At 71.7% G+C, this 18,628-nt stretch carries 18 protein-coding genes and 1 pseudogene; 6 read left to right on the top strand and 13 right to left on the bottom strand.

The annotated features are described in order from the left end of the window. The first annotated feature begins 2 nt into the window (after window positions 1–2). Complete coding sequence (locus H305_RS0106455) at window positions 3–1,691, top strand: multicopper oxidase family protein (RefSeq protein WP_028799696.1); 1,689 nt, start codon at window positions 3–5, stop codon at window positions 1,689–1,691. Between the two features lie 75 nt (window positions 1,692–1,766). On the opposite strand, the gene H305_RS53240 is transcribed toward H305_RS0106455, so the two are convergent. Continuing rightward, window positions 1,767–1,919 (bottom strand): hypothetical protein, encoded by a 153-nt coding sequence (locus tag H305_RS53240; RefSeq protein ID WP_158690479.1) that lies wholly within the window; start codon window positions 1,917–1,919, stop codon window positions 1,767–1,769. Window positions 1,920–2,171: 252 nt separating this feature from the next. On the opposite strand from H305_RS53240, the gene H305_RS44650 reads away from it, so the two are divergent. Further along, the gene (locus tag H305_RS44650) at window positions 2,172–3,188 is read left to right on the top strand and encodes a SecDF P1 head subdomain-containing protein (RefSeq protein WP_051370396.1); all 1,017 of its coding nucleotides are present in this window, start codon (window positions 2,172–2,174) and stop codon (window positions 3,186–3,188) included. 314 nt (window positions 3,189–3,502) lie between these two features. Then, window positions 3,503–4,702 (top strand): PP2C family protein-serine/threonine phosphatase, encoded by a 1,200-nt coding sequence (locus tag H305_RS44645; protein ID WP_234020638.1) that lies wholly within the window; start codon window positions 3,503–3,505, stop codon window positions 4,700–4,702. On the opposite strand, the gene H305_RS56300 is transcribed toward H305_RS44645, so the two are convergent. Then, window positions 4,612–4,959 (bottom strand): hypothetical protein, encoded by a 348-nt coding sequence (locus H305_RS56300; protein ID WP_420708031.1) that lies wholly within the window; start codon window positions 4,957–4,959, stop codon window positions 4,612–4,614. The genes H305_RS44645 and H305_RS56300 overlap by 91 nt on opposite strands. A 304-nt stretch (window positions 4,960–5,263) precedes the next feature. Between H305_RS56300 and H305_RS0106430 the strand changes: the two genes are divergently transcribed. Both H305_RS0106430 and H305_RS0106425 read left to right on the top strand, forming a co-directional pair. Beyond that, window positions 5,264–5,938, top strand: coding sequence for a class I SAM-dependent methyltransferase (locus tag H305_RS0106430; RefSeq protein WP_028799695.1), 675 nt, complete (start codon window positions 5,264–5,266; stop codon window positions 5,936–5,938). 216 nt (window positions 5,939–6,154) lie between these two features. After that, the gene (locus H305_RS0106425; protein ID WP_028799694.1) at window positions 6,155–6,622 is read left to right on the top strand and encodes a hypothetical protein; all 468 of its coding nucleotides are present in this window, start codon (window positions 6,155–6,157) and stop codon (window positions 6,620–6,622) included. Between the two features lie 168 nt (window positions 6,623–6,790). Here H305_RS0106425 and H305_RS0106420 read toward each other — a convergent pair whose 3' ends face one another. The 11 genes from H305_RS0106420 to H305_RS0106365 all read right to left on the bottom strand — a co-directional run bounded on the left by H305_RS0106420 (window position 6,791) and on the right by H305_RS0106365 (window position 17,301). Further along, complete coding sequence (locus tag H305_RS0106420) at window positions 6,791–7,705, bottom strand: hypothetical protein (RefSeq protein WP_234020637.1); 915 nt, start codon at window positions 7,703–7,705, stop codon at window positions 6,791–6,793. Window positions 7,706–7,912: 207 nt separating this feature from the next. Continuing rightward, window positions 7,913–8,893, bottom strand: a complete 981-nt coding sequence (locus tag H305_RS0106415; RefSeq protein WP_028799692.1) for a DUF1731 domain-containing protein — start codon at window positions 8,891–8,893, stop codon at window positions 7,913–7,915. A 93-nt stretch (window positions 8,894–8,986) separates the two neighbouring features. Then, on the bottom strand, window positions 8,987–9,271 hold the full coding sequence (locus H305_RS0106410; protein WP_028799691.1) for a DUF6510 family protein: 285 nt from the start codon (window positions 9,269–9,271) through the stop codon (window positions 8,987–8,989). Window position 9,272: 1 nt separating this feature from the next. Next, complete coding sequence (locus tag H305_RS0106405) at window positions 9,273–10,028, bottom strand: ferredoxin reductase (protein ID WP_028799690.1); 756 nt, start codon at window positions 10,026–10,028, stop codon at window positions 9,273–9,275. Next, entirely contained in the window at window positions 9,998–10,597 is a 600-nt protein-coding gene (locus H305_RS0106400; protein ID WP_028799689.1) for a sulfite oxidase-like oxidoreductase, read from the bottom strand. The genes H305_RS0106405 and H305_RS0106400 overlap by 31 nt, the downstream gene beginning before the upstream one ends. 200 nt (window positions 10,598–10,797) lie before the next feature. Continuing rightward, the gene (locus H305_RS0106395) at window positions 10,798–11,367 is read right to left on the bottom strand and encodes a dihydrofolate reductase family protein (RefSeq protein WP_028799688.1); all 570 of its coding nucleotides are present in this window, start codon (window positions 11,365–11,367) and stop codon (window positions 10,798–10,800) included. A gap of 56 nt (window positions 11,368–11,423) precedes the next feature. Then, window positions 11,424–12,461: a sigma-70 family RNA polymerase sigma factor gene (locus H305_RS0106390; protein WP_420708027.1), complete on the bottom strand. Its 1,038-nt coding sequence runs from the start codon at window positions 12,459–12,461 to the stop codon at window positions 11,424–11,426. Between the two features lie 285 nt (window positions 12,462–12,746). Next, on the bottom strand, window positions 12,747–13,169 hold the full coding sequence (locus H305_RS0106380) for a PPOX class F420-dependent oxidoreductase (protein ID WP_028799686.1): 423 nt from the start codon (window positions 13,167–13,169) through the stop codon (window positions 12,747–12,749). A 192-nt stretch (window positions 13,170–13,361) separates the two neighbouring features. Continuing rightward, window positions 13,362–13,838 (bottom strand): (2Fe-2S)-binding protein, encoded by a 477-nt coding sequence (locus H305_RS0106375; protein ID WP_028799685.1) that lies wholly within the window; start codon window positions 13,836–13,838, stop codon window positions 13,362–13,364. A gap of 8 nt (window positions 13,839–13,846) precedes the next feature. Then, window positions 13,847–16,189 carry a molybdopterin cofactor-binding domain-containing protein gene (locus H305_RS0106370; protein WP_028799684.1) on the bottom strand — a complete coding sequence of 781 codons (2,343 nt, stop codon included), beginning with the start codon at window positions 16,187–16,189 and terminating at the stop codon, window positions 13,847–13,849. Between the two features lie 185 nt (window positions 16,190–16,374). Next, complete coding sequence (locus tag H305_RS0106365) at window positions 16,375–17,301, bottom strand: GNAT family N-acetyltransferase (protein ID WP_037762797.1); 927 nt, start codon at window positions 17,299–17,301, stop codon at window positions 16,375–16,377. Window positions 17,302–18,165: 864 nt separating this feature from the next. On the opposite strand from H305_RS0106365, the pseudogene H305_RS0106360 reads away from it, so the two are divergent. Next, window positions 18,166–18,628 (top strand): annotated as a pseudogene (locus H305_RS0106360) (lytic transglycosylase domain-containing protein); the annotation flags it as partial.

The raw sequence follows: 18,628 nt of genomic DNA, 5'->3' as shown, positions 1-18,628 counted from the left end.
CCATGCACACACCTTCGCGCCGCACCGTGCTCGGTGCCTCGATCGCGGCCGCCACGTCGGGAGCCCTGGCCGCCTGTTCCGGGTCGGACTCGCGCCCGCAGACCGTCGAAAGTCCGAGGCCCGCGTCACCACCGAGGACCGTCGCCCGCCCGGGACCCACCTCACAGCCGGGAACCGGTGACGGCCATGGATCCGCCCAACGCGGCGGTGGCGGTTTCGTCCCCGAGGGGCCACGTGGATACGTGGACCCGTCGGGTCCCGAGGTCATCGCCGCGGAGAAGCGGCGCGGGCAGGGTCCCGTCCGCACCTTCCGGCTGACCGCCACCGAGACCACCGTCGACCTGGGCGGACGATCGGTCAGAACATGGGCGTACGGCGACGATCTGCCGGGCAGAGAGGTGCGCATCAAGTCGGGCGACATCCTCGACCTCACCCTCGCCAACCACTTGCCGACCGAGACGACCCTGCACTCGCACGGCGTGCGCATGCGCTGCGACATGGACGGCGTACCGGGGCTCACCCAGTACTCGATCCGGCCCGGTGCCGACTTCCGGTACCGCTTCGCCGTGGACCACCCGGGCACCTACTGGCTGCACTCCCACTCGGGCATGCAGCTCGACCGCGGCCTGTACGCCCCGCTCATCGTGGAGGACCCGCGAGAGCCCTTGTCCTACGACAAGGAATGGGTCGTCGTCCTGGACGACTGGCTCGACGGAGTGCAGGGCTCCACCCCGGACAAGGTGCTCAGGCAGTTGCACGGCAACGAACAACGGGCGCCGATGGACATGGGCACCGGCAGCGGGGACGAGCACTCGGGCCACGAAGGGGAGGGCGACCGGTCGAGCGGCCCCGACCGTCTCCTGCACGGCAGCCACAGCCGCATCCTGGAGAGCGAGGGCGGCAGCATCGACTACCCGTTCTACCTGATCAACGGGCGCCTTCCCGGCGCTCCCTCGGTCTTCCGGGCCCGTCCCGGCGAGCGCATCCGGCTGCGGATCATCAACGCCGGGGCCGAGACCCCGTTCCGGGTGGCGCTCGGCGGCCACAAGATGACCATCACCCATACGGACGGCTACCCCGTCCAGCACACCACCACGGACGCCCTGCTGCTCGGCATGGCGGAACGGTACGACGTCCTGGTCACCGTCAAGGACGGGGTGTTCCCGCTGGTCGCGCTCGCGGAGGGCAAGAAGGCCAGGGCCCTTGCCGTACTGCGCACGGGGCAGGGCAGGAAGTCCCTGCCGGAGGCCGACGTGCACCCGAAGGAGCTCGACGGACGGATCGTGCCCGCCCGCCGGCTCGTGCCCGACGACTCGGTCGCCCTGTGCCACCGCAAGCCGGACCGGGAGATGCGCATCACGCTCACCGGCAACATGCGCCAGTACAACTGGGGCTTCGACCACCACCCCTACTCGATCACGCAACGCCACCCCGTGCGTGAGGGCGAACGCGTCCGCATCACCCTCATCAACGCGACGAACATGTGGCACCCGCTGCATCTGCACGGCCACACCTTCGCCGTCAGCGGCATCGACTCCGCCAGGGCCCGCAAGGACACCGCGATCGTGCACCCGCACCGCAAGCTCGTCGTGGACTTCAATGCCGACAACCCCGGCCTGTGGATGCTGCACTGCCACAACCAGTACCACTCCGAGAGCGGCATGATGACCATCCTCGGATACCGCACCTGACGGCCGCGTCCCGGGCCGCCGAGGTGGCCCGGGACGCCCCGCGCAAACCTGCGCGGGCGCCCGGCGAGGAGTGCCTCAGCCGTCGAAGCCGTCACGGATCAGCCGTCGGGCCACCGCGGTGCGCGCCGAGTCGCAGGCGGCGCACCAGACGGCGAACCGGCTGTCGCAACGTATCTCGGCCCCGCACTCCGGGCACGGCTGTGCCGTCTCTCCTGCGGCGGTCCGCATGGAATTCCCCTCCCTCGCGACCCCTCCCCAGAGGTCGCAGACATGACGAAGGGAGAGCTGATCATGCGGTCCTCCCCCGGTAAAAGAGGATTTCCCCGTGCGGTCCGCCCGGTGATCGAAACGCAACGTCCCAGGCCACCTCGGCGCTCGGGCACTCGGACACAAAGCGAGCCGCGGAAACGCCACAGAAGGAAAAGGAACAATCTGCGACTTCCGGCACATCGGGTATTCCGGTCCTGAGACCATCCGCGCATGCGTCCCTTTCGTCCCTGGCATGCGGCCGTCATCCCCTGTGTCGCGATGGTGTCTCTCTCCGGCTGCGCCGGATCCGCGACCGGCTCGAAGGACGGGGCCTCCGCTGCGGGCCCCGCACGCTCCGGCAGCGCTCTGCCGTCGGACACGGCGGGCGGCGGACGCGTGGTGGTCACCTTCACCGGGACGTCACCACTGAACACCGGCGCGGTACGCCAGGCCGCCGACCGCATGCGCAAGCGCGCCGAACACCTCGTCGGCGCCGAGATCGAGGAGCGGGGCGACTCCATCGTCGTCACGGGGCGAGCAGCCGACAGGACACGTCTGGAAGCGCTGGGCGACACCGGTGAACTCCTCTTCCGCCCTGTCCTGGCCGTGGACGTCCCCAGCCTGCCTCAGCCGTCCGGCAGTCCGACCCCCTCTCAGGGCCGGGCCCTCACCCGGGGGCTGGGTCTGCGCACCGATCCCTCGGCCGTCCCGAGCACCGGGGCGGATGCGAGCGGGGCGGCCGACGCCGCGCTCCAGCAGCGGTTCACCGCACTGGACTGCTCCGGGAAGCAGAACCCGGTGGACCGGGAGGACCGGGAGGACCGCCCTCAGGCCTCCGTCGTCGCCTGCGGTGACGAGGACGACGCCACCGGCCGGGATTCCAAGTACCTGCTCGGCCCTGCCGCGCTGGGCGGCGCGGACGTCAAGTCGGCGAAGGCGGAGTTCGACAAGAACAGCTCCTCCGGATGGCTCGTACAGCTCGACTTCACCTCGGCCGGCAGCGCCAAGTTCGCCGATGTCACCGCCCGGCTCTCCGCCGAACAGGCGCCGCAGAACCGGTTCGCGATCGTCCTGGACGGCGCGGTGGTGAGCGCCCCCTCGGTCTCCCAGAGCATCACCGGCGGCAAGGCCCAGATCTCCGGCAGCTTCGACCGGCGCTCGGCCGAGCAGCTCGCCGCCACACTCGACACCGGTGCGCTGCCTGTCGACCTGAAGGTGTCGGAGGTGTCCACCCTGCCTGCGGGCTGACGCCCCGAGCGACCGGCCCCGGACCGCCCCGCGAGCGCCGCGGGGCCCGGGGCGAGCCACCGGGCCCCGGGACATCCGTACTCGATGACGGCCGTACGGCGCCTGACATGCCCTGATCTGGAGCAATCAAGGCGATGCGGCGGCCGGGCGCAGCAGGCTGGTCGCCCTGATCACTTCTCGCCGGGAGTCCGCGTGCACAGGCCACAAGAGTGGAGCCGTCCCGGGTGCGGTGGACACGCGGGCCACGCCCGGGCGGAACCGACCGGTGCGGCGGTGCCCCTTCTTCTCATGTCCGCCCCCCGCCGGAGGGGGCTGTGAGGTGGCGGGGACGCGCCGGGACCGCGACGCCCGGCTCGGCCCAGCCCGGCGGCATCGACCGGCTCCGGGTGCCCGCACCACCGGCGTGGATGCGCTGGCTGCCCGCCCTCTACGTCGCGTTCGTCCTGATCCTCGAACCCCTCACGCCGGTGCAGTGGCCGGTGAGTTTCCTGATCATCGCCCTCCCGGTCATCGCCGCCTTCGCCCACGGCCCCATCGCCGTCGCCGCGATCACTCTCGCGGCGATCGGACTCGAAGGGATCCTGGCCGGCACTCCCTGCTGCGCGGGCCGCGAGGTGGGCTACCTATGGGACCGCCACTACGTCGCCACCTATGTGTGCACCGCCGTCGTCGGCGCACTCGGCACGATCCTCGCCGCCCACCGGGAGCGACGGGAACGGACGCTCGCGACCGTGCGTTTCGTGGCCGAGATCGCGCAGCGGCTCCTGGTCAGGCCCGTCCCGCAGCGCATCGGACGCATTCTGGTCGACACCTTCTACCTGGCGGCCGCGGCCGAGGCACGGATCGGCGGCGACCTCTACGAGGCCGTGCCCACCCGGCACGGCCTCCGTCTCCTGATCGGTGACGTCCGCGGCAAGGGCCTGCTCGCGGTGGAGACGGCCGCGACGCTGCTCGGTGCCTTCCGCGAGGCCGCTCATGACGAAGCGGACCTCGCGGACCTCGCGCGCCGTGTCGAGACGAGCATGAGCCGCAGGGCCGCCGAGCTCCCCGGCAGCGACATGGCGGAGCGGTTCGTCACGGCGGTCTTCGCGGAGATCCCCGACGGCGACTCCGTGGTGCGCATCGTCAACTGCGGCCATCCGCCGCCCGTCCTCATCAGTGGCGACAAGGTCGTCGAGCTGGAGACGAACGACCCCGCACCACCCCTGAACCTGGGCATGCTGCTCGGGGACACTTACCACGTCGAGGAGCACCCGTTCGGTCCCGGGGACCAGTTGCTGCTCTACACCGACGGTGTCACCGAGGCCCGCGACGCCTCGGGAACCTTCTATCCCCTCGTCCATCGCATCCGCTCGTGGGGCCCGCTGCCGCCCCACCGGCTCCTGGAGCGGCTGCACCGCGATCTGCTCGTCCACAGCGACAATCACCTACACGACGACACTGCCGCCCTCACCGCGTATCGCCTCCCCGACCATGCGGAGGCCGAGGACGGTACGGGCCTTCGCGAGCGCTGAGGGGGGCGCCGCTGTGGCGGTCGGGCTGCCGGGGTACACGGCCGCCGCGTCAAGAGGCCGGCGAGCTGTCGGGCCGCTGGGCTGCCGGGCCGCGAACCCGAAGTTCGTGACGGCGCCGCCTCCTCGGCCCGGGCGTGGAGCCTGGCCCGCGCGCCTTCGAGCAAGTACGCGTACTTCTCGCGGAATTCGCCGCTCGGGCCTCGCCCCGACTCCCAGCCGCCGACCGTGGAGGGGCTGACGCCGAGGGCCTGCGCCACCTGGGTGCGGGAGAGGTTCAGCTCTTCGCGCAGGGCCGCCGCGCCTCGGCGGGCGACAGTGGAACCTCCTGCCTGGCGTCGGCCGGCAGCGCGTCGATCGCGTCGCCGTACCGCGCCCCGTCCCGGTGCATCACGCCGGGACGGGGCGGTCCAGCTCACGCAGCCAGCATGGGCTGATGGATGTCCCCCACTGTACGAGGCGGCACCGACAACGCGGGGCGGCCGGCCTCAGGCAGCTCGCCTACGCTGACCTCAGCGACGGTGACGTGCGGCCGCCGGGCCGCACGAGGTGAAGGGACCGCAGGTGGCAGCAGACCCGCAGGGACTGGGCGACGCGCAGCGACGGCACTGGCAGCGGACGTACAGCGATCATCCCGGCATGTACGGCGAGGCCCCGTCCGCACCCGCCGTCCACGCCGCCGCGGCGTTCCGGGCAGCGGGTGCCCGGGACGTGCTCGAACTGGGCGCGGGGCACGGCCGTGACACCTTGTACTTCGCCCGTGAAGGCTTCACCGTCCGCGCCACCGACTTCTCCGCCGCCGGCCTCGAGCAGCTGCGCGCTGCCGCCCGGGGACAGGGGATGGAGGAACGTGTGACGACCACGCTTCACGACGTCCGAGAGCCGCTCCCCCTCCCCGACGCGTGTGTCGACGCCGTCTTCGCGCACATGCTGCTGTGCATGGCTCTGTCCACGAAGGAGATCCATGCGGTCGTCGACGAGGTCCGCCGAGTGCTGCGGCCCGGCGGCGTCCTGGTCTACACGGTCCGCCACACCGGCGACGCCCACTTCGGCGCCGGCACGGCCCACGGCGACGACGTCTTCGAACACGGCGGATTCGCCGTGCACTTCTTCGACCAGGTCCTCGTCGACGCCCTGGCCGACGGCTGGACCCTCGACGAGGTGCACGCCTTCGAGGAGGGCGACCTGCCGCGCCGTCTGTGGCGGGTCACCCAGACCGTCCGGACCGACGGGGTCTGATCCTCACGCGGCGTCACGCCATAGTTACTCCGTACGAGTGGCGCATCACAGGACGTGGTCGTAGCGTCGACAAAGAGACGATCGCCGGCGAACGAGGGCGGCAGGGCTGCCCGGAGTCCGCCCCGCACGGTGGCCCGCACAGAGGTCGACGGGGCCGGCGACCGCGGGACCGGACACCGGCCAGGGGGCCAAGGACGAACGGCCGGGAGTGTACGGATGCGCAGACACACAGCAAGGACAGCGGCCGCGCTCTGTGCCGCCGCGTCATGGGTCGCGGTGTTGGCGACGGCCTCCGCCGCCGCACCGGAGCCGTCTCCCTCGGCGAGCCCCACGGGCCGGCCGCCGACCCGGCCCGTCATCGTCGACTGCTTCTGGCAGCCCCAGGTGCGCCCCGCCGACTTCATCCTCGCCTGCGGCGACGGCAACAGCCGTCTCACCTCGCTCCGCTGGACCCAGTGGGACGCGAACTCGGCGACGGCCAAGGGCCTCAACATGGTGAACGACTGCAAGCCGTACTGCGCGGCGGGCAAGTTCCACGCCTACGAGGTGATCGTGCGTCTGGAGAACCCGCGGTCGTGGAAGAAGCAGCCGGAGATGCAGCACTACACGAAGATGAGCCTGCACTACCCCGAGAGCCGGCCGGACGGCTACACGCAGGTGATGACGTACCCCCTGTGGAACTGACCCACGTGCCCTCTCTGCGGGACGGTCCCCGCCGGGGCTGCGTTGGCGCCACCGGAATCCGCGCCGTCACGGCCCGCCGTGCCTCCGTCCGAGCCATCGCGAAGGGCTGAAGCAGTGCCGGCCGCCGAGCGGGGTCGCCGCTGACGCCGAGGCGGGGGCGGCTCGGCGTCACGTCCGCCGGCGCTTCGCACCCGTGCTTCCACGACCTCCTCCGCCCAGCTGTGCCACCCGCGCCGTGGCGTCCTCGGCGCGCCGCCGGGCGTAGCGCAGGCCACGGTCGGCCGCGCGCGCCTCTTCCCACGCCCTCCGCTCGACGGCGCGGGCCTGTCGCTCCTCGTCCTTACGGCTCTTCAGCTCCGCGGTCAGTTCGGCGACGCGGTGCCTGAGCCGGTCGGCGCGCGCTCCCGCCTCGTCCGCCGCGCGCGCCGCCGTGGCCGCCTCGCCCTCCAGGGCGCGCAGCTCCCGCTCGGCCGCCTTCGCCTCCTTGCGTGCCTCAGCGAGAGGGCGACGCTCCTCGGCGGCGCCGTCGCTGTCGTCCCCGACCCGGTGCCGCGTCGCGGCGGCAGGTCGGGCCGGGGGACGGGGTACGGCCGCTTCGCCGACGGCGGGGAAGCCGACGACCTGGCCGAAGGGTCTGACGAGCCGGCCTGTCCGCCACTCCTCGGCGGCCTGCGCATCGGCGAGGACGGCGTGCAGGATGTCCTCGACCTCGCGTCGGACGTCCTCGCCGACCGGGTGGCCCGTCCGTGCGGCCAACTGCTGCGCCTGCCGCGCCAGCTCGCCGACCAGTACCCGCTGCCGACGGCTCGACTCGCGCAGCCGGGCGCCGTCGAGTGCGCGGTGCGCCTGCCGCAGCGTCTCGCCCAGCCGGAGCAGCGGTTCGATCTCGTCGGGGTGCTCGCGCACCAGGAGGTTGCTGGCCCAGGCCGACAGGCCGGGGCGGCGCAGTGCGCGGACGGCGTCCGCGAGGGCTCTGTCTCCGGCCTTGCGCGCCTCGGCCGCGCGGGCGTCGCGGGCGGCCACGAAGTCCTCCGGCCGCAGGCCGTACAGCTCGTCGGCGATCGCGTCCAGCTCCACCGGCATCCCTCTCCACGCGCGGACGCCCCTGTTCGAGCGTGCCATGTCCCGGTCGTCGTGGCGCGTGTGAGCCGTAGCGAGCGGAGTCACGGCGCGTCGAGCGCTTGCGCTGACGTATCGGGCGGCCGGGTCTTCGCCCGCCGGGACGCGCCCGCGTGCTCGGCCCGGCCCGCGCACCGTGGGAGGCGCCGGACCGGGCACGTGGTGATGGGCTCACCGTGCGGCCGCGCCGGGCCGTCGTACGCCGACGCCGCGCCGGCCGCGTACCCGTCGTACGAGATCGCCGGCGGCCGGCTGCCACTCCGGATGGTCGAAGGTGAAGCCCTCCTCCATGAGGCGGCCCGGGACGACGCGCCGGCTCTTGAGCAGCAGTTCGGTGTCCGAGCGGAGCACGAAGGCACCGATCTCGGCCATCCATCTGGTCGCGGGCAGGCCCACCGGCACGCCCCAGGCGGTGCGCAGCGCGTGCATGAACAGGCGATGCGGCAGCGGGGCGGGGGAGGCGAGGTTCACCGGTCCGGCGATGTCCTCCCGGTCGGCCAGGAACTCGACCGCGCGGACGAAGTCGCGGTCGTGGATCCAGGACACGTACTGCGCGCCGCCGGCGACCGGGCCGCCCAGGCCGAGCCGTGCCAGCCGCAGCAGCACGTCGAAGACGCCGCCCGGGTCGGGGCTCATCACCATGGCCGAGCGCAGGGCGACCTTGCGGGTGCCGGGGGTCTCGGCCCGTTCCTGCTCCCGCTCCCAGGACTTGGCGATGTCGACGCTGTAGGCCCAGTATCCGGGGACGCCGGGTTCCGCTCCGCCCAGTACGCCGCGCCGCTCGTCGTGGGGCGCGTCGAAGCGGTGGGCGTAGATGGTGGCGGTGCTCATCTGCATCCAGACGCGGGGAGGCGCGGCGGCCGCGGCGATGGCCTCTCCCACGACACGGGCGGAGTCCACGCGCGAGTCCATCATGGCGCGCAGGTTGGGCGCGGTGTAGCGGCAGCTCACGCTGCGCCCGGCCAGGTTGATGACGAGGTCGCTGCCGTCGATCACGTCGGCCCAGGGCCCGAGGGTCCTTCCGTCCCACGGGACTTCGCCCCGGCGCGTCGGCCGTCGCGTCAGGACGACCACCTCATGTCCTGCGGCGCTCAGCGCGCGCCGCAGGACCGTACCCACCTGCCCGGTCCCACCGGGTATGACGACCTTCACGGGCCTCCCCTCCCTGTACGGTGCGAGCCTACGCCCAAGACTTGAACACGTTCAAATCCTTCGTCGAAAGGAGCGCGCCGCGGGCCGAGGGGGTCAGACGTCGGGCAGCGGGATGCGCAGGGAGACCGCGCCGCGCAGGTCGAGCCAGGCCTCCTGGGGACCGCGGACCAGGCGGAGGACGACCTGTTCGCAGTGCGAGCAGCGGGCCACCAGGCCCGGGGCGGGCCCGTACACCCGCAGCTCGGCCAGCGGACCGGTGCTGCCGCAGCCGGCGCAACGGCCGGTCGCGGCGGTCAGGTCCACGGTGAAGATCTCCGAGAGGGGCCCGGCCAGGACGTTCCCGTCCTGGTAGGCGTCGGAGCCGGGGATTGCGTCCATGTCAGCCTCCACTCGGGCCGAAGCGCTCGGTACGGATGCGCCCGGGGTCGTGGCCCAGGTCGACCAGCAGATCCGCGGCGTGCTCCACGAAGCCGGTGGGTCCGCAGACGTAGACGGCGGGTTCGAACTCCGCGGGCCAGCCCGCCGCGGCCAGGTCCCGGATGTCCAGCCGCCCGGGCGGGCGCCGCAGGCCGTCCGGTGCGCTGCGTGTGTAGACGTACGCGGTGTCCACTCCGGGATCGCCCCGGCGCAGCTCCCGCGCGTACATCAGGTCCTCGGGCGTGCGCAGCGAGTAGACGAGCCGGAAGGGGACCCGGCTGCCCACGGCACGGCGGGTGCGGATCATCGCCATGAGCGGGACGATGCCGGAGCCGCCCGCCACCAGCAGGACGGGCTCCTTCTGGTCGGTGCGCCACACGAACCAGCCCCCGACGGGTCCGCGCAGTTCCACCGCGTCGCCGACGGCCCAGTCGTCGGCCAGATACGGCGAGACCTCTCCGTCCTGCACGCGCTGGACGGTGAGTTCGATGCGGCCGGTGTCCGACGCAGAGGCGAGCGAGTAGCTGCGTTGCGTGCTGTAGCCGTCCTCGGCGGTCAGCCGTACGTCCACGTGCTGACCCGGCAGGTGGCCGGGCCAGCCGGGCACGTCCAGGACGAGGGTGCGCGCGGCGGGCGTCTCCGGGCGCCGTTCGACGAGCGTGCCCACGCGCCAGCGCAGACGGTCGCCTAGTCTCCCCGATACCGCTGTTCGCGCCATGGGTCTCCGTAGTCGTGGTAGCCGGCGCTCTCCCAGAAGCCCGGTTCGTCGTCGAGCAGCAGCTGGATGCCGCGCACCCATTTGGCGGACTTCCACAGGTACAGGTGCGGGACCAGCAGGCGGGCCGGGCCGCCGTGCTCCGGGTGCAGGTCGTCGCCGTCGTAGCCGTAGGCGATCCAGGCCTTCCCGTCGAGAAGGTCTTCCAGGGGCAGGTTGGTGGTGTAGCCGCCGTAGGAGTGGACCAGGGCGTAGTCGGCGGCCGTCTCCACGTCCTCCAGCAGCAGGTCCAGTGACACGCCCTGCCACGTGGTGTCGAACTTGGACCACTTGGTGACGCAGTGCAGGTCGACGGTCGGCCGCTCGGCCGGGAGCCCCATCAGGTCGGCCCAGCTCCACCGGTGCCGTTCACCGGCCTCCGTGGTGACCGTGAACTCCCACGCGTCCTGCTCGATCCGGGGGGTCGGCCCCGCCGAGAGCACCGGGAAGTCGTGCGTCTCGTACTGACCCGGTGGCAGCCGCCCGGCCTGGGGCGTCGGTCGTCCGTGAAAGCCGCGGGAGACGATGGCCACGTGCTTCCCCTTCCGTTCCGGAGCGGTGCTCTGCCCCAATTGTCCACCCGCACCGTGCCGGGCTGCTTCCTGAGCGCTCCACCGCGCCCCTTCGCGCAGGGGCGCGGTTCCCGCCCGCGTCGACAGCGGAGGGATCCGCACCGGCGCGGAATCCGTCAGGTGACTGGACGCGGGCGGTCCGGCGCGGCTCGTGGGGCCTTCTACCGGGCGAGGGGGCGGCCGGTGCTCCTGTGGCGTGTGAGGACGGCGGCGCCGACCTGTTCCACCGACACGCATTCCAGCTCCGCGGGCGGCCCGTCGGCGGGGAAGAGGCGTTGTCCGGTGCCGAGGACGACGGGGAAGGTCAACAGCCGGTATTCGTCGACGAGTCGGTGGGACATCAGCCGGCGCACGAGGCCGAGGCTGCCGGTGACGACGACGTCACGCCGTTCGCACCGCACGGCGTCCGCCAGGTCTTGGTCGAGGACCCGCGAGTTCTGCCACGCGGAGACCTCGGTGAGCGTGCGGGTCGCGACCAGCTTCGGTACGGCGTTCATTCGGGCGGAGAACGGGTCGTCCCGGCCGGGCCACAGACGCGAGAACAATTCCCAGGTCCGGCGCCCGAGCAGCAGAACCCCGTCGTCCAGCGCGCTGCCGAGACGGAACTTGTCCCCGGCGACGGGTTCCGGGCCGTACCGGAACGCCCAGCCGCCCGACGGCGTGCCCGCGGATCCGTCCGGGTCGGACACGACTCCGTCCAGGGTGATGAACTCGATGACGATGACGCTCATGGTGCGAAGCCCTTCGATTCGGTGTCACCAGTACGTACCGGCGACACCGGCCCGATTCATCGCCGCGGACGCGATCGGCCGGCGGGAAGGTGCGGGGGCAGGCCGAAGGTCTCCAGTACGCCCGGGTCGGCGAACACGACGTTGTGCGTGACGCGGCCCCCGGCGACGGTGAGGACCTGCACCGTGTGCAGCAGGTGTCCGCCGCCCGGCTGCGCGACGTAGGCGGCGAGGGCGGGCTGTCCGTTGGCGGTCAGCTGCCGCACGGCCCAGCTCCGGCCGCGCATCCGGAACACGCGCTCCATGAACCGGCCGTAGTCCCGGCTCCCTCGGTACCACAGCGGCACCGGTGGCATCTCCAGCACCGCGTCCTCGGCGAGCAGCCGTACGAGCGCGGGAACGTCGGCCGCCTCGAAGGCCGCCACGTATCGCTGGACCACCGCCCGCACCTCAGGGTCGGCAGGTTCGCCGACGGCGGCCGCGTCGCGGACGTCGCGGAGGGCGGCGCGGGCACGTTGCAGCGCGCTGTTGACCGCGGCGGCCGTGGTGTCCAGTTGCCCGGCGACCTCGGCTGCGGTGAACTCCAGGACGTCCCGGAGGACGAGGACGGCGCGCTGGCGCGCCGGCAGCAGCTGGGTCGCCGCGATCCAGGCCAGCCGCAGATCGGCCCGCGACTCCGTGTCGAACCGTCCGTCGGGGAACGGCTGGAGCCAGCGGATGTCGGTCGCGGGCGTGAGCGGCGCCTCCGGGTCCTGGTCCGGCGCGCCCAGTCCCGAGGGCAGCGGCCGCCGTCCGCGGCCCTCCAGGGAGGTCAGGCAGACATTGGTCGCGATCCTGTACAGCCAGGTCCGCATCGAGGCGCGGGCGGGGTCATACCGGTCACGGGCCTTCCAGGCACGCAGCAGCGTCTCCTGCACCATGTCCTCGGCCTCGTGGAACGAGCCCAGCATCCGGTAGCAGAACGCCACCAACTCACCCCGGTACGGTTCGAATTCCACGGCACACATCATGCCCTGGGCCGGGCGAGGGGGGCCGGCGGCGGGCCGCCGGGTGCGGCGAGGGTGTCCGGGTGCCGCGTCCGTCGCCGCAACGCACACACCCCACCGCCCTGTCGGACGGTGGGGTGTGTTCTGGAGCGCCGGGCAGGCCTTGCACCTGCATCTCCCCGCAGGAAGCGGGACGTCTTTCCTTGGACCACCAACGCATGGCCTGTCACCGACAGTTGCGGTGACCTGCTCTGGAACAACCATACCTCAAGCCGGAGGTCACTCGAAGCGGCCTCCGGGCCCGGTCCCGGCGCCCGGGAGGTCGGCTCGGCGAGGGGCCGTTCTCCGGCTCCGCCGGATTCGCCGCGCTGACGAGCGGAACTCCCGTCGCCGGTCTCAGCCGGACACCTGTCCGCTGTCCCGGAAACCGCCCCAGCCGTGCCAGCGGTCGATCTCGATCCAGGCGCTGACGCGCTTGCGCCCCCGCTGCACGTACGGGTGTCCCACGTAGTGCTGCGACAACTGGTCGATGGCCGCCAGTCCTTCGTCGTCGCGCATCTCCACGACGCGTCCGATCAAGGTGACGTGCGTGTACCAGCTGTCGGCGTCGAGGATCGTCAGGGTGACGCGGGGGTCGTTGCGCAGGTGTTCCAGCCTCTTGCGGCCCTCGTCCATGTTGACGAGCACCCGGCCGTCGTCCCAGAGGTACCAGGTGGCGGCGGACACCGGCTGCCCGTCGGACCGTACCGTGGCGATGACGGCCGGATTGGGCTTCTTCAGCATCTCTACGGCACCTTCGGGCAAGGGGGGCTTCGACATGAGTCACCTCTTCGTCGTCGTGTTCCGGTCCGCGTGGTGGCGGATCGCCCCCTGTGATCCACGGGGCGATGACCCCACGCTGCCACACTCCTGGCCCAACAGGTCCCCGCGCCACGGCTGTTGGGCATCCGAGTACGCGCATTCCGTCACCTGCGCACGCCGGGGCCGTGCGGTCGCCCGTCGGCCGCCGGCTCAATACCGCTTCGCACCCGCCACGATCGCCTCCCGAATGCGGTGGTAGGTGCCGCAGCGGCAGATGTTGCGGATCTCGTCCAGGTCCGCCTCCGAGATGTCGCGGCCTTCCTCCCTGGCCTGGCGGACCTTGGCGACGGCGGTCATGATCTGGCCGGGCTGGCAGTAGCCGCACTGCGCGACGTCGTACTCCAGCCAGGCCTCCTGCATCGGATGCAGGTCCTTGCCGACGGTGGCGGGCAATCCCTCGATGGTGGTGATCTCGTCGTCCGGTCCGATGTCCCTCACCGGCACCGAACAGGGGTTGAACGCCTTGCCGTTGATGTGACTCGTGCAGGCCTGGCACACGCCGAGCCCGCATCCGTACTTGGGCCCGGTGACTCCCAGGACGTCGCGGAGCACCCACAGCAGGCGGACGTCGTCCTCGATGTCGACGGTCACGGGCTTGCCGTTGAGGATGAAGGTGCGTTCGGGCACGGTGACTCCTAGAAGGCGCGGCTCAGGCCGTCGGTGGGGGACGCGGGGATCGGCGGTGCGGTGGGCAGCGGTTCGAATCCGAGCGGCCCCGCGTGGTTGACCGGGAAGACGGTCGGCATGCTGCCGGTCGCACGGCCGTAGGCACAGGCCACCGCCGCCATCGCGCCCGCGACGGCGAGTTCCCCGGCGCCGCCCGGTTCACCGCTGGTCGGGGGCATCACGACGATCTCCAGCTGCGGAGGCGTGTTCCACTGACGGGTGTAGAAGTAGTTGTCCCAACTCCCCTCCTGGAAGTGACCGTTCTCCAGGTGCAGTCCGGAGGTGAGGGTGATGGCGATGCCGTCCATGATGCCGCCCATCATCTGGGCCTCCAGGCCGCGGGGGTTGACGGCGAGCCCCACGTCGACGGCGCAGACGACCTTGGTGACGCGCGGTCCGGTGAAGGCGTCGGGGATCCGCCGGCCGGTCGTCTCCGGCCGGCAGTCGATCTCGGCGAGGACCGCGACGTAGGAGTGGTACTCGGGGTGGATCGCGATGCCCTGTGCGGTGCCTGCGGGCATGCTCCGGCCCCAGCGCCCCACCTCGGCGACCTTGTCGAGGACCGCCCGCCCCCGCTCGTCCTTCAGGAGCCCCCGGCGGAACCGGTAGGGATCCTTGTCCATGCGTCTGGCCAGCTCGTCCACGACCAGTTCCTGCGCGCACCGCACATTGGGCGAGTAGATGTTGCGCATGGAGCCGGTGTTGAAACGCTTGTCGGTCTCGCTCAGCAGCTGGGTGACGAGGCCGAAATGGTACGGGGTCTGCTGGGTGAGGGTGAAGATCGTCTCGGAGAAGGTGAGGTCGCCGACGGGCAGCCGGGCGGCCTCGGCGGTGATGATCTCGCCGACGCCGTGCCCGAAGTCGGTGGCCACGGAGGTGTGCCGCTGGTCGTAGGCGAGCACCTCACCGAGCGCGTACGTGGCGCGCACCCGGGATGTGGACATCGGATGCGTGCGGCCCTGACGGAAGTCGTCGGTGCGGTGCCACATCAGCCTGACCGGCTTGCCCATCGCCTTGGAGATCTCGGCGGCCTCGGCGGCGGCGTCGTGGAAGAGCTTCCGCCCGAAGGACCCGCCGCCCTCGGTGACATGCACCTTGACCGCGGACACGGGCAGACCGAGCTTCAGCGCGATCTCCTCCTGGGCCACGATCGGGGACTTCAGGCTCGCCCAGATCTCCGCCGAGCCCGCGCGGACGTCGGCGACGGCGCAGTTGGGCTCCAGGGCGCTGTTGCTGGCGAAGTGGAAGGTGAAACGCGCGTCGACGGCCTTCGTGAGCAAGTTAAGCGCGGGCAGCGGCAGTTCGGCCCGGCGCAGCTCGTCGCGGACGGTGTCGTCGGAGGCGCCGTCGGCGGTACCCGGGCCCCAGCTCGCCCTGAGCGCGCGGACCGCGTCGATGCACTGGCCGAAGGTGCGGCCGCGGACGGCGACACCGCTGGAGATCGGTACGACGTCGGTGATGCCGGGCATTGACCTGACCTCGTCGAGGTTCTCCACGGACCGGACCGTGCCGTTGATCGTCGGCGGTCGGCACACCATGGCCGGCAGGGCGCCGGGGACGTGCAGGTCCATGGCGAACTTCTTGCGGCCGGTGACCGCTTCCAGGGCGTCGATGCGCCGCTGGGCGGTCCCGACGACCTTGAACTCGGCGGACTTCTTGAGCGCGACGGACACCTGACCCGTGCTCACCGAGGCTGCCTTCACCGCCAGTTCGCCGTAGCTCAGGCTCCTGCCCGTCACGGAGGAGATGACCGCCCCCGCCTTGGTGGTCAGGACGCCGACGGCCTCACCGAGTTCGAGTGCGGCGGCCTTCAGGAGCCGCTCGCGGGCGACGGCCGCGGCCACCCGGATCGGGGTGAACGTGGAGACGGTGGTGTTCGACCCGCCGGTGAGCTGGTTGAACAGCAGCTCGGGGCGCGCGTCGGCGAGCGTCACGCGGACGCGGTCCAGCGGCACGTCCAGTTCCTCGGCGATGAGCATCGCGCTGGACGTGGTGATGCCTTGCCCGACCTCGGCCCGGGGCAGGGCGAAGGACACCGTTCCGTCGGCTTCGACGCGTATCGTGATCAGGTTCGCCGTGGGCAGCGTCGCATGGGTGAGCATGTCGTTGAGGTCGTAGATCTCCGCCGGACCCGGCACCGAGGGGACCACGGCCGCGGCCTCGTCGGGGGCGAGGACCGACTCCCCGAGCTGGGCGGCGGCGGTCAGCGTCGACGCGGCCACCACATAGCCCAGGAATTTTCGACGGCCGATCCCGTCCGCCGCGGGCCCCGCCGCCTCCGATGCCGCCCGCGCGCGGTGGTGAGCTCCCATCAACCGTCCTCCCGACGAAGTAGCACACGCCGTTTCACGACGGCTCCCGACTGTGCACGGCCGGGGGGCGATGCGGAAGATCCCTCGCGTGTTTCCGCACGCAAGGACCATGAGGTGCCGCATACGTGAAGCTCCTGGAATTGCCCGGCAGGCTGGGCCTCGCGGCCCCGCCTGCCGGGCTCCTCTCATCGCCAGGTCATGTTGATCTCGCCTCCGAAGTCGGCGTATCCGCCGCGCCTGAAGGCGTTCGCCATGGGGATGTTCCCGAGGTCCGTGGAGGCCCGGATGCGGGGGACGTCCTGCCCGGCGAGGATGCGGGTGCCCTCGGCGAGGATGTCGTCGATGTAGCCGCGCCCGCGGTGTTCGGGCAGGACGGCGAGGTAGGCGATGATCGGGTTGTAGCCGTTGTGGGCCGGGACCACGAATCCCACCGGATCGCCCCCGGGCAGGGTGGCGACGCGCCACCAGTCCTTCGGGCTGGCGTACTTGGCCAGTTCCCCTTCGTGGTGCGAGACGGCGGCTTCGCGCGGGGACATCCGGGTCAGGTCGTCGCGGCTGTGCGCGTCGAGTGTGCCCTCCAGCACCGAGGTCATCAGGGCGAGCAGTTCCTCGCCGTCCCGGACCGGCCGGAACACCAGTCGTCCGCTCGGCTCGGGGACCGGGGTGCCCGGCCGCCACTCCAGGCGGAGCCGCTCGACGAAGAGCCGTGCACCGACGCGTTCCAGGATCGTCATACGGTCCTCGACGACGCTCCGGGCGGCGTCGCCCCCGTCGCGCCAGCCGGGCGGGACGTAGCGTGTGTACTCGGGCGGGCGGGAGCCCTCGGGCAGGGTGGCGGCCATCGCGGTGCGCAACAGGCGGACGCCGACGTCGACCCGGTCGGTGTCCGGGAGGCCGTCGTCGACGTCGACGAGGTCGAGAAGGAGCGGTGTGTCACTCCCCGGGCGGCTCCACCACGCGGTCCTGGCCAGCAGTCGGTCGCCGCGCAGCGCGACCCACATCCATTCGGGCCGGCGGCGGCCGTGGGTCAGGTCGTCCGCCAGTTCGTCGTTGAGGGTGTACGGCAGTCGGTTGAAGAGGTCGATCTCCTCGCGTCCGGTGATCGGGCGCATGGTCGGTTCGTTCGGTTCCACGGTCTCGGCACACTCCGGTGAAAGTGCCTGTCCCGTCCTGGGGTCAGCCGCGTCGCGTGCCCCGGGAGACGACAAGCGCGATGGTCATGGGATTCATCGGCTTATCCCTCCTCTCGTCGTCACGATCCTCGGCCCTGCCGGCCGGGATCCGGCTATCACTTGTAGCCGACGCAGGTGGTGCCCGCAACGGAGTTTCGGCGGCCCGGTGCGTGGGGCGCGGCTATGGGTGTGTGCCGGCCGGTCGCCCCGACACCCTGCCGTCCGTGCCGCCCCTTCGCCGCCGTCCGGCAGCGGCTGACGCTGACGACGCCATCGGCTGAACCCTGTTGGTGGCCTCCACCGCAGACGCAGTGCGTCGCGCTGCTTGTGCGCCTCGGCGTCGAAACCGGTTCCTGAAGGCCTTGCGCGGCGTATCGGTCACGAGGAGAACGACTCCGGCCGTCAGCGCGCTGCCGACACCTCCAGCCGCTTCAGCACCTCCGGCAAAGGCAAAAATCCTAGCCGGGCGGCGTCTTGGCGGGTGATCGTTTCCGTAAAACTTCCGGGGCAAACGAGGTGTGAGCTTTCACACGCAACACACAATTGCATGGCAACATCCGGTTACGGCAGAGTCTCACTCCTGTCAGGCCCCGCATACGACACACCTGTACCCCCAGCGGTACGGCACAACAGGAACCCCAGAACTCCATAGAGCCGTCGTATGCCGCCCACGCACCACGCGGCGCTCCCCTCGCGGGAGTTGCCCACCGGGCCCGTGCCTCCCGTGACCCCGCAGTTGGGAGGCCGGCACCAAGGGGCAACCAAGCGGCACGATTGCGTCCGCGAGGGTCACCCAAGCGGGCGATGCTGGAAGGAAACCGTGTGAGCCGGATTTCGGTCCGGGGATTCGCAGTGGCCTCGGCCACCGCGGTCACCGCTGTCGGAAGCGTCGTCGGAGTTGCCTCGGGCAGCACCGCTCAGCCCTCGAACGACGCCGAGGCGACGGCAAGCGACTCGACCCTCCTCGCGGACATACCCGCGGGCCAGCAGGCCCAGGTGCAGACCGCATCGCTGACCCAGCAGGCCGACGCGCAGGCGATCGCCGCCGACGCGAGCGCCAAGAAGGACGCCGAGGAGGCTGCCCGCAAGCAGGCCGCCGAGGACGCCGTCGCGAAGCAGCAGGCAGCGGAGAAGGCGGCGGAGAAGGCGGAGAAGGAAGCCAAGGAGCGCAAGGCGGCGCAGGAAGCGGCCAGCCGCTCCGCGACGCGTGACGCCTCCAGCTTCTCCGTCCAGAGCTCGTACACCGTTGCGCAGATCCAGGCGATGG

Origin of the sequence: Streptomyces sp. 142MFCol3.1 (assembly GCF_000424945.1) — a bacterium.
In the GTDB taxonomy this organism is placed as follows: Bacteria; Actinomycetota; Actinomycetes; order Streptomycetales; family Streptomycetaceae; genus Streptomyces; species Streptomyces siamensis.
This window is presented reverse-complemented; position numbering and strand designations above follow the sequence as displayed.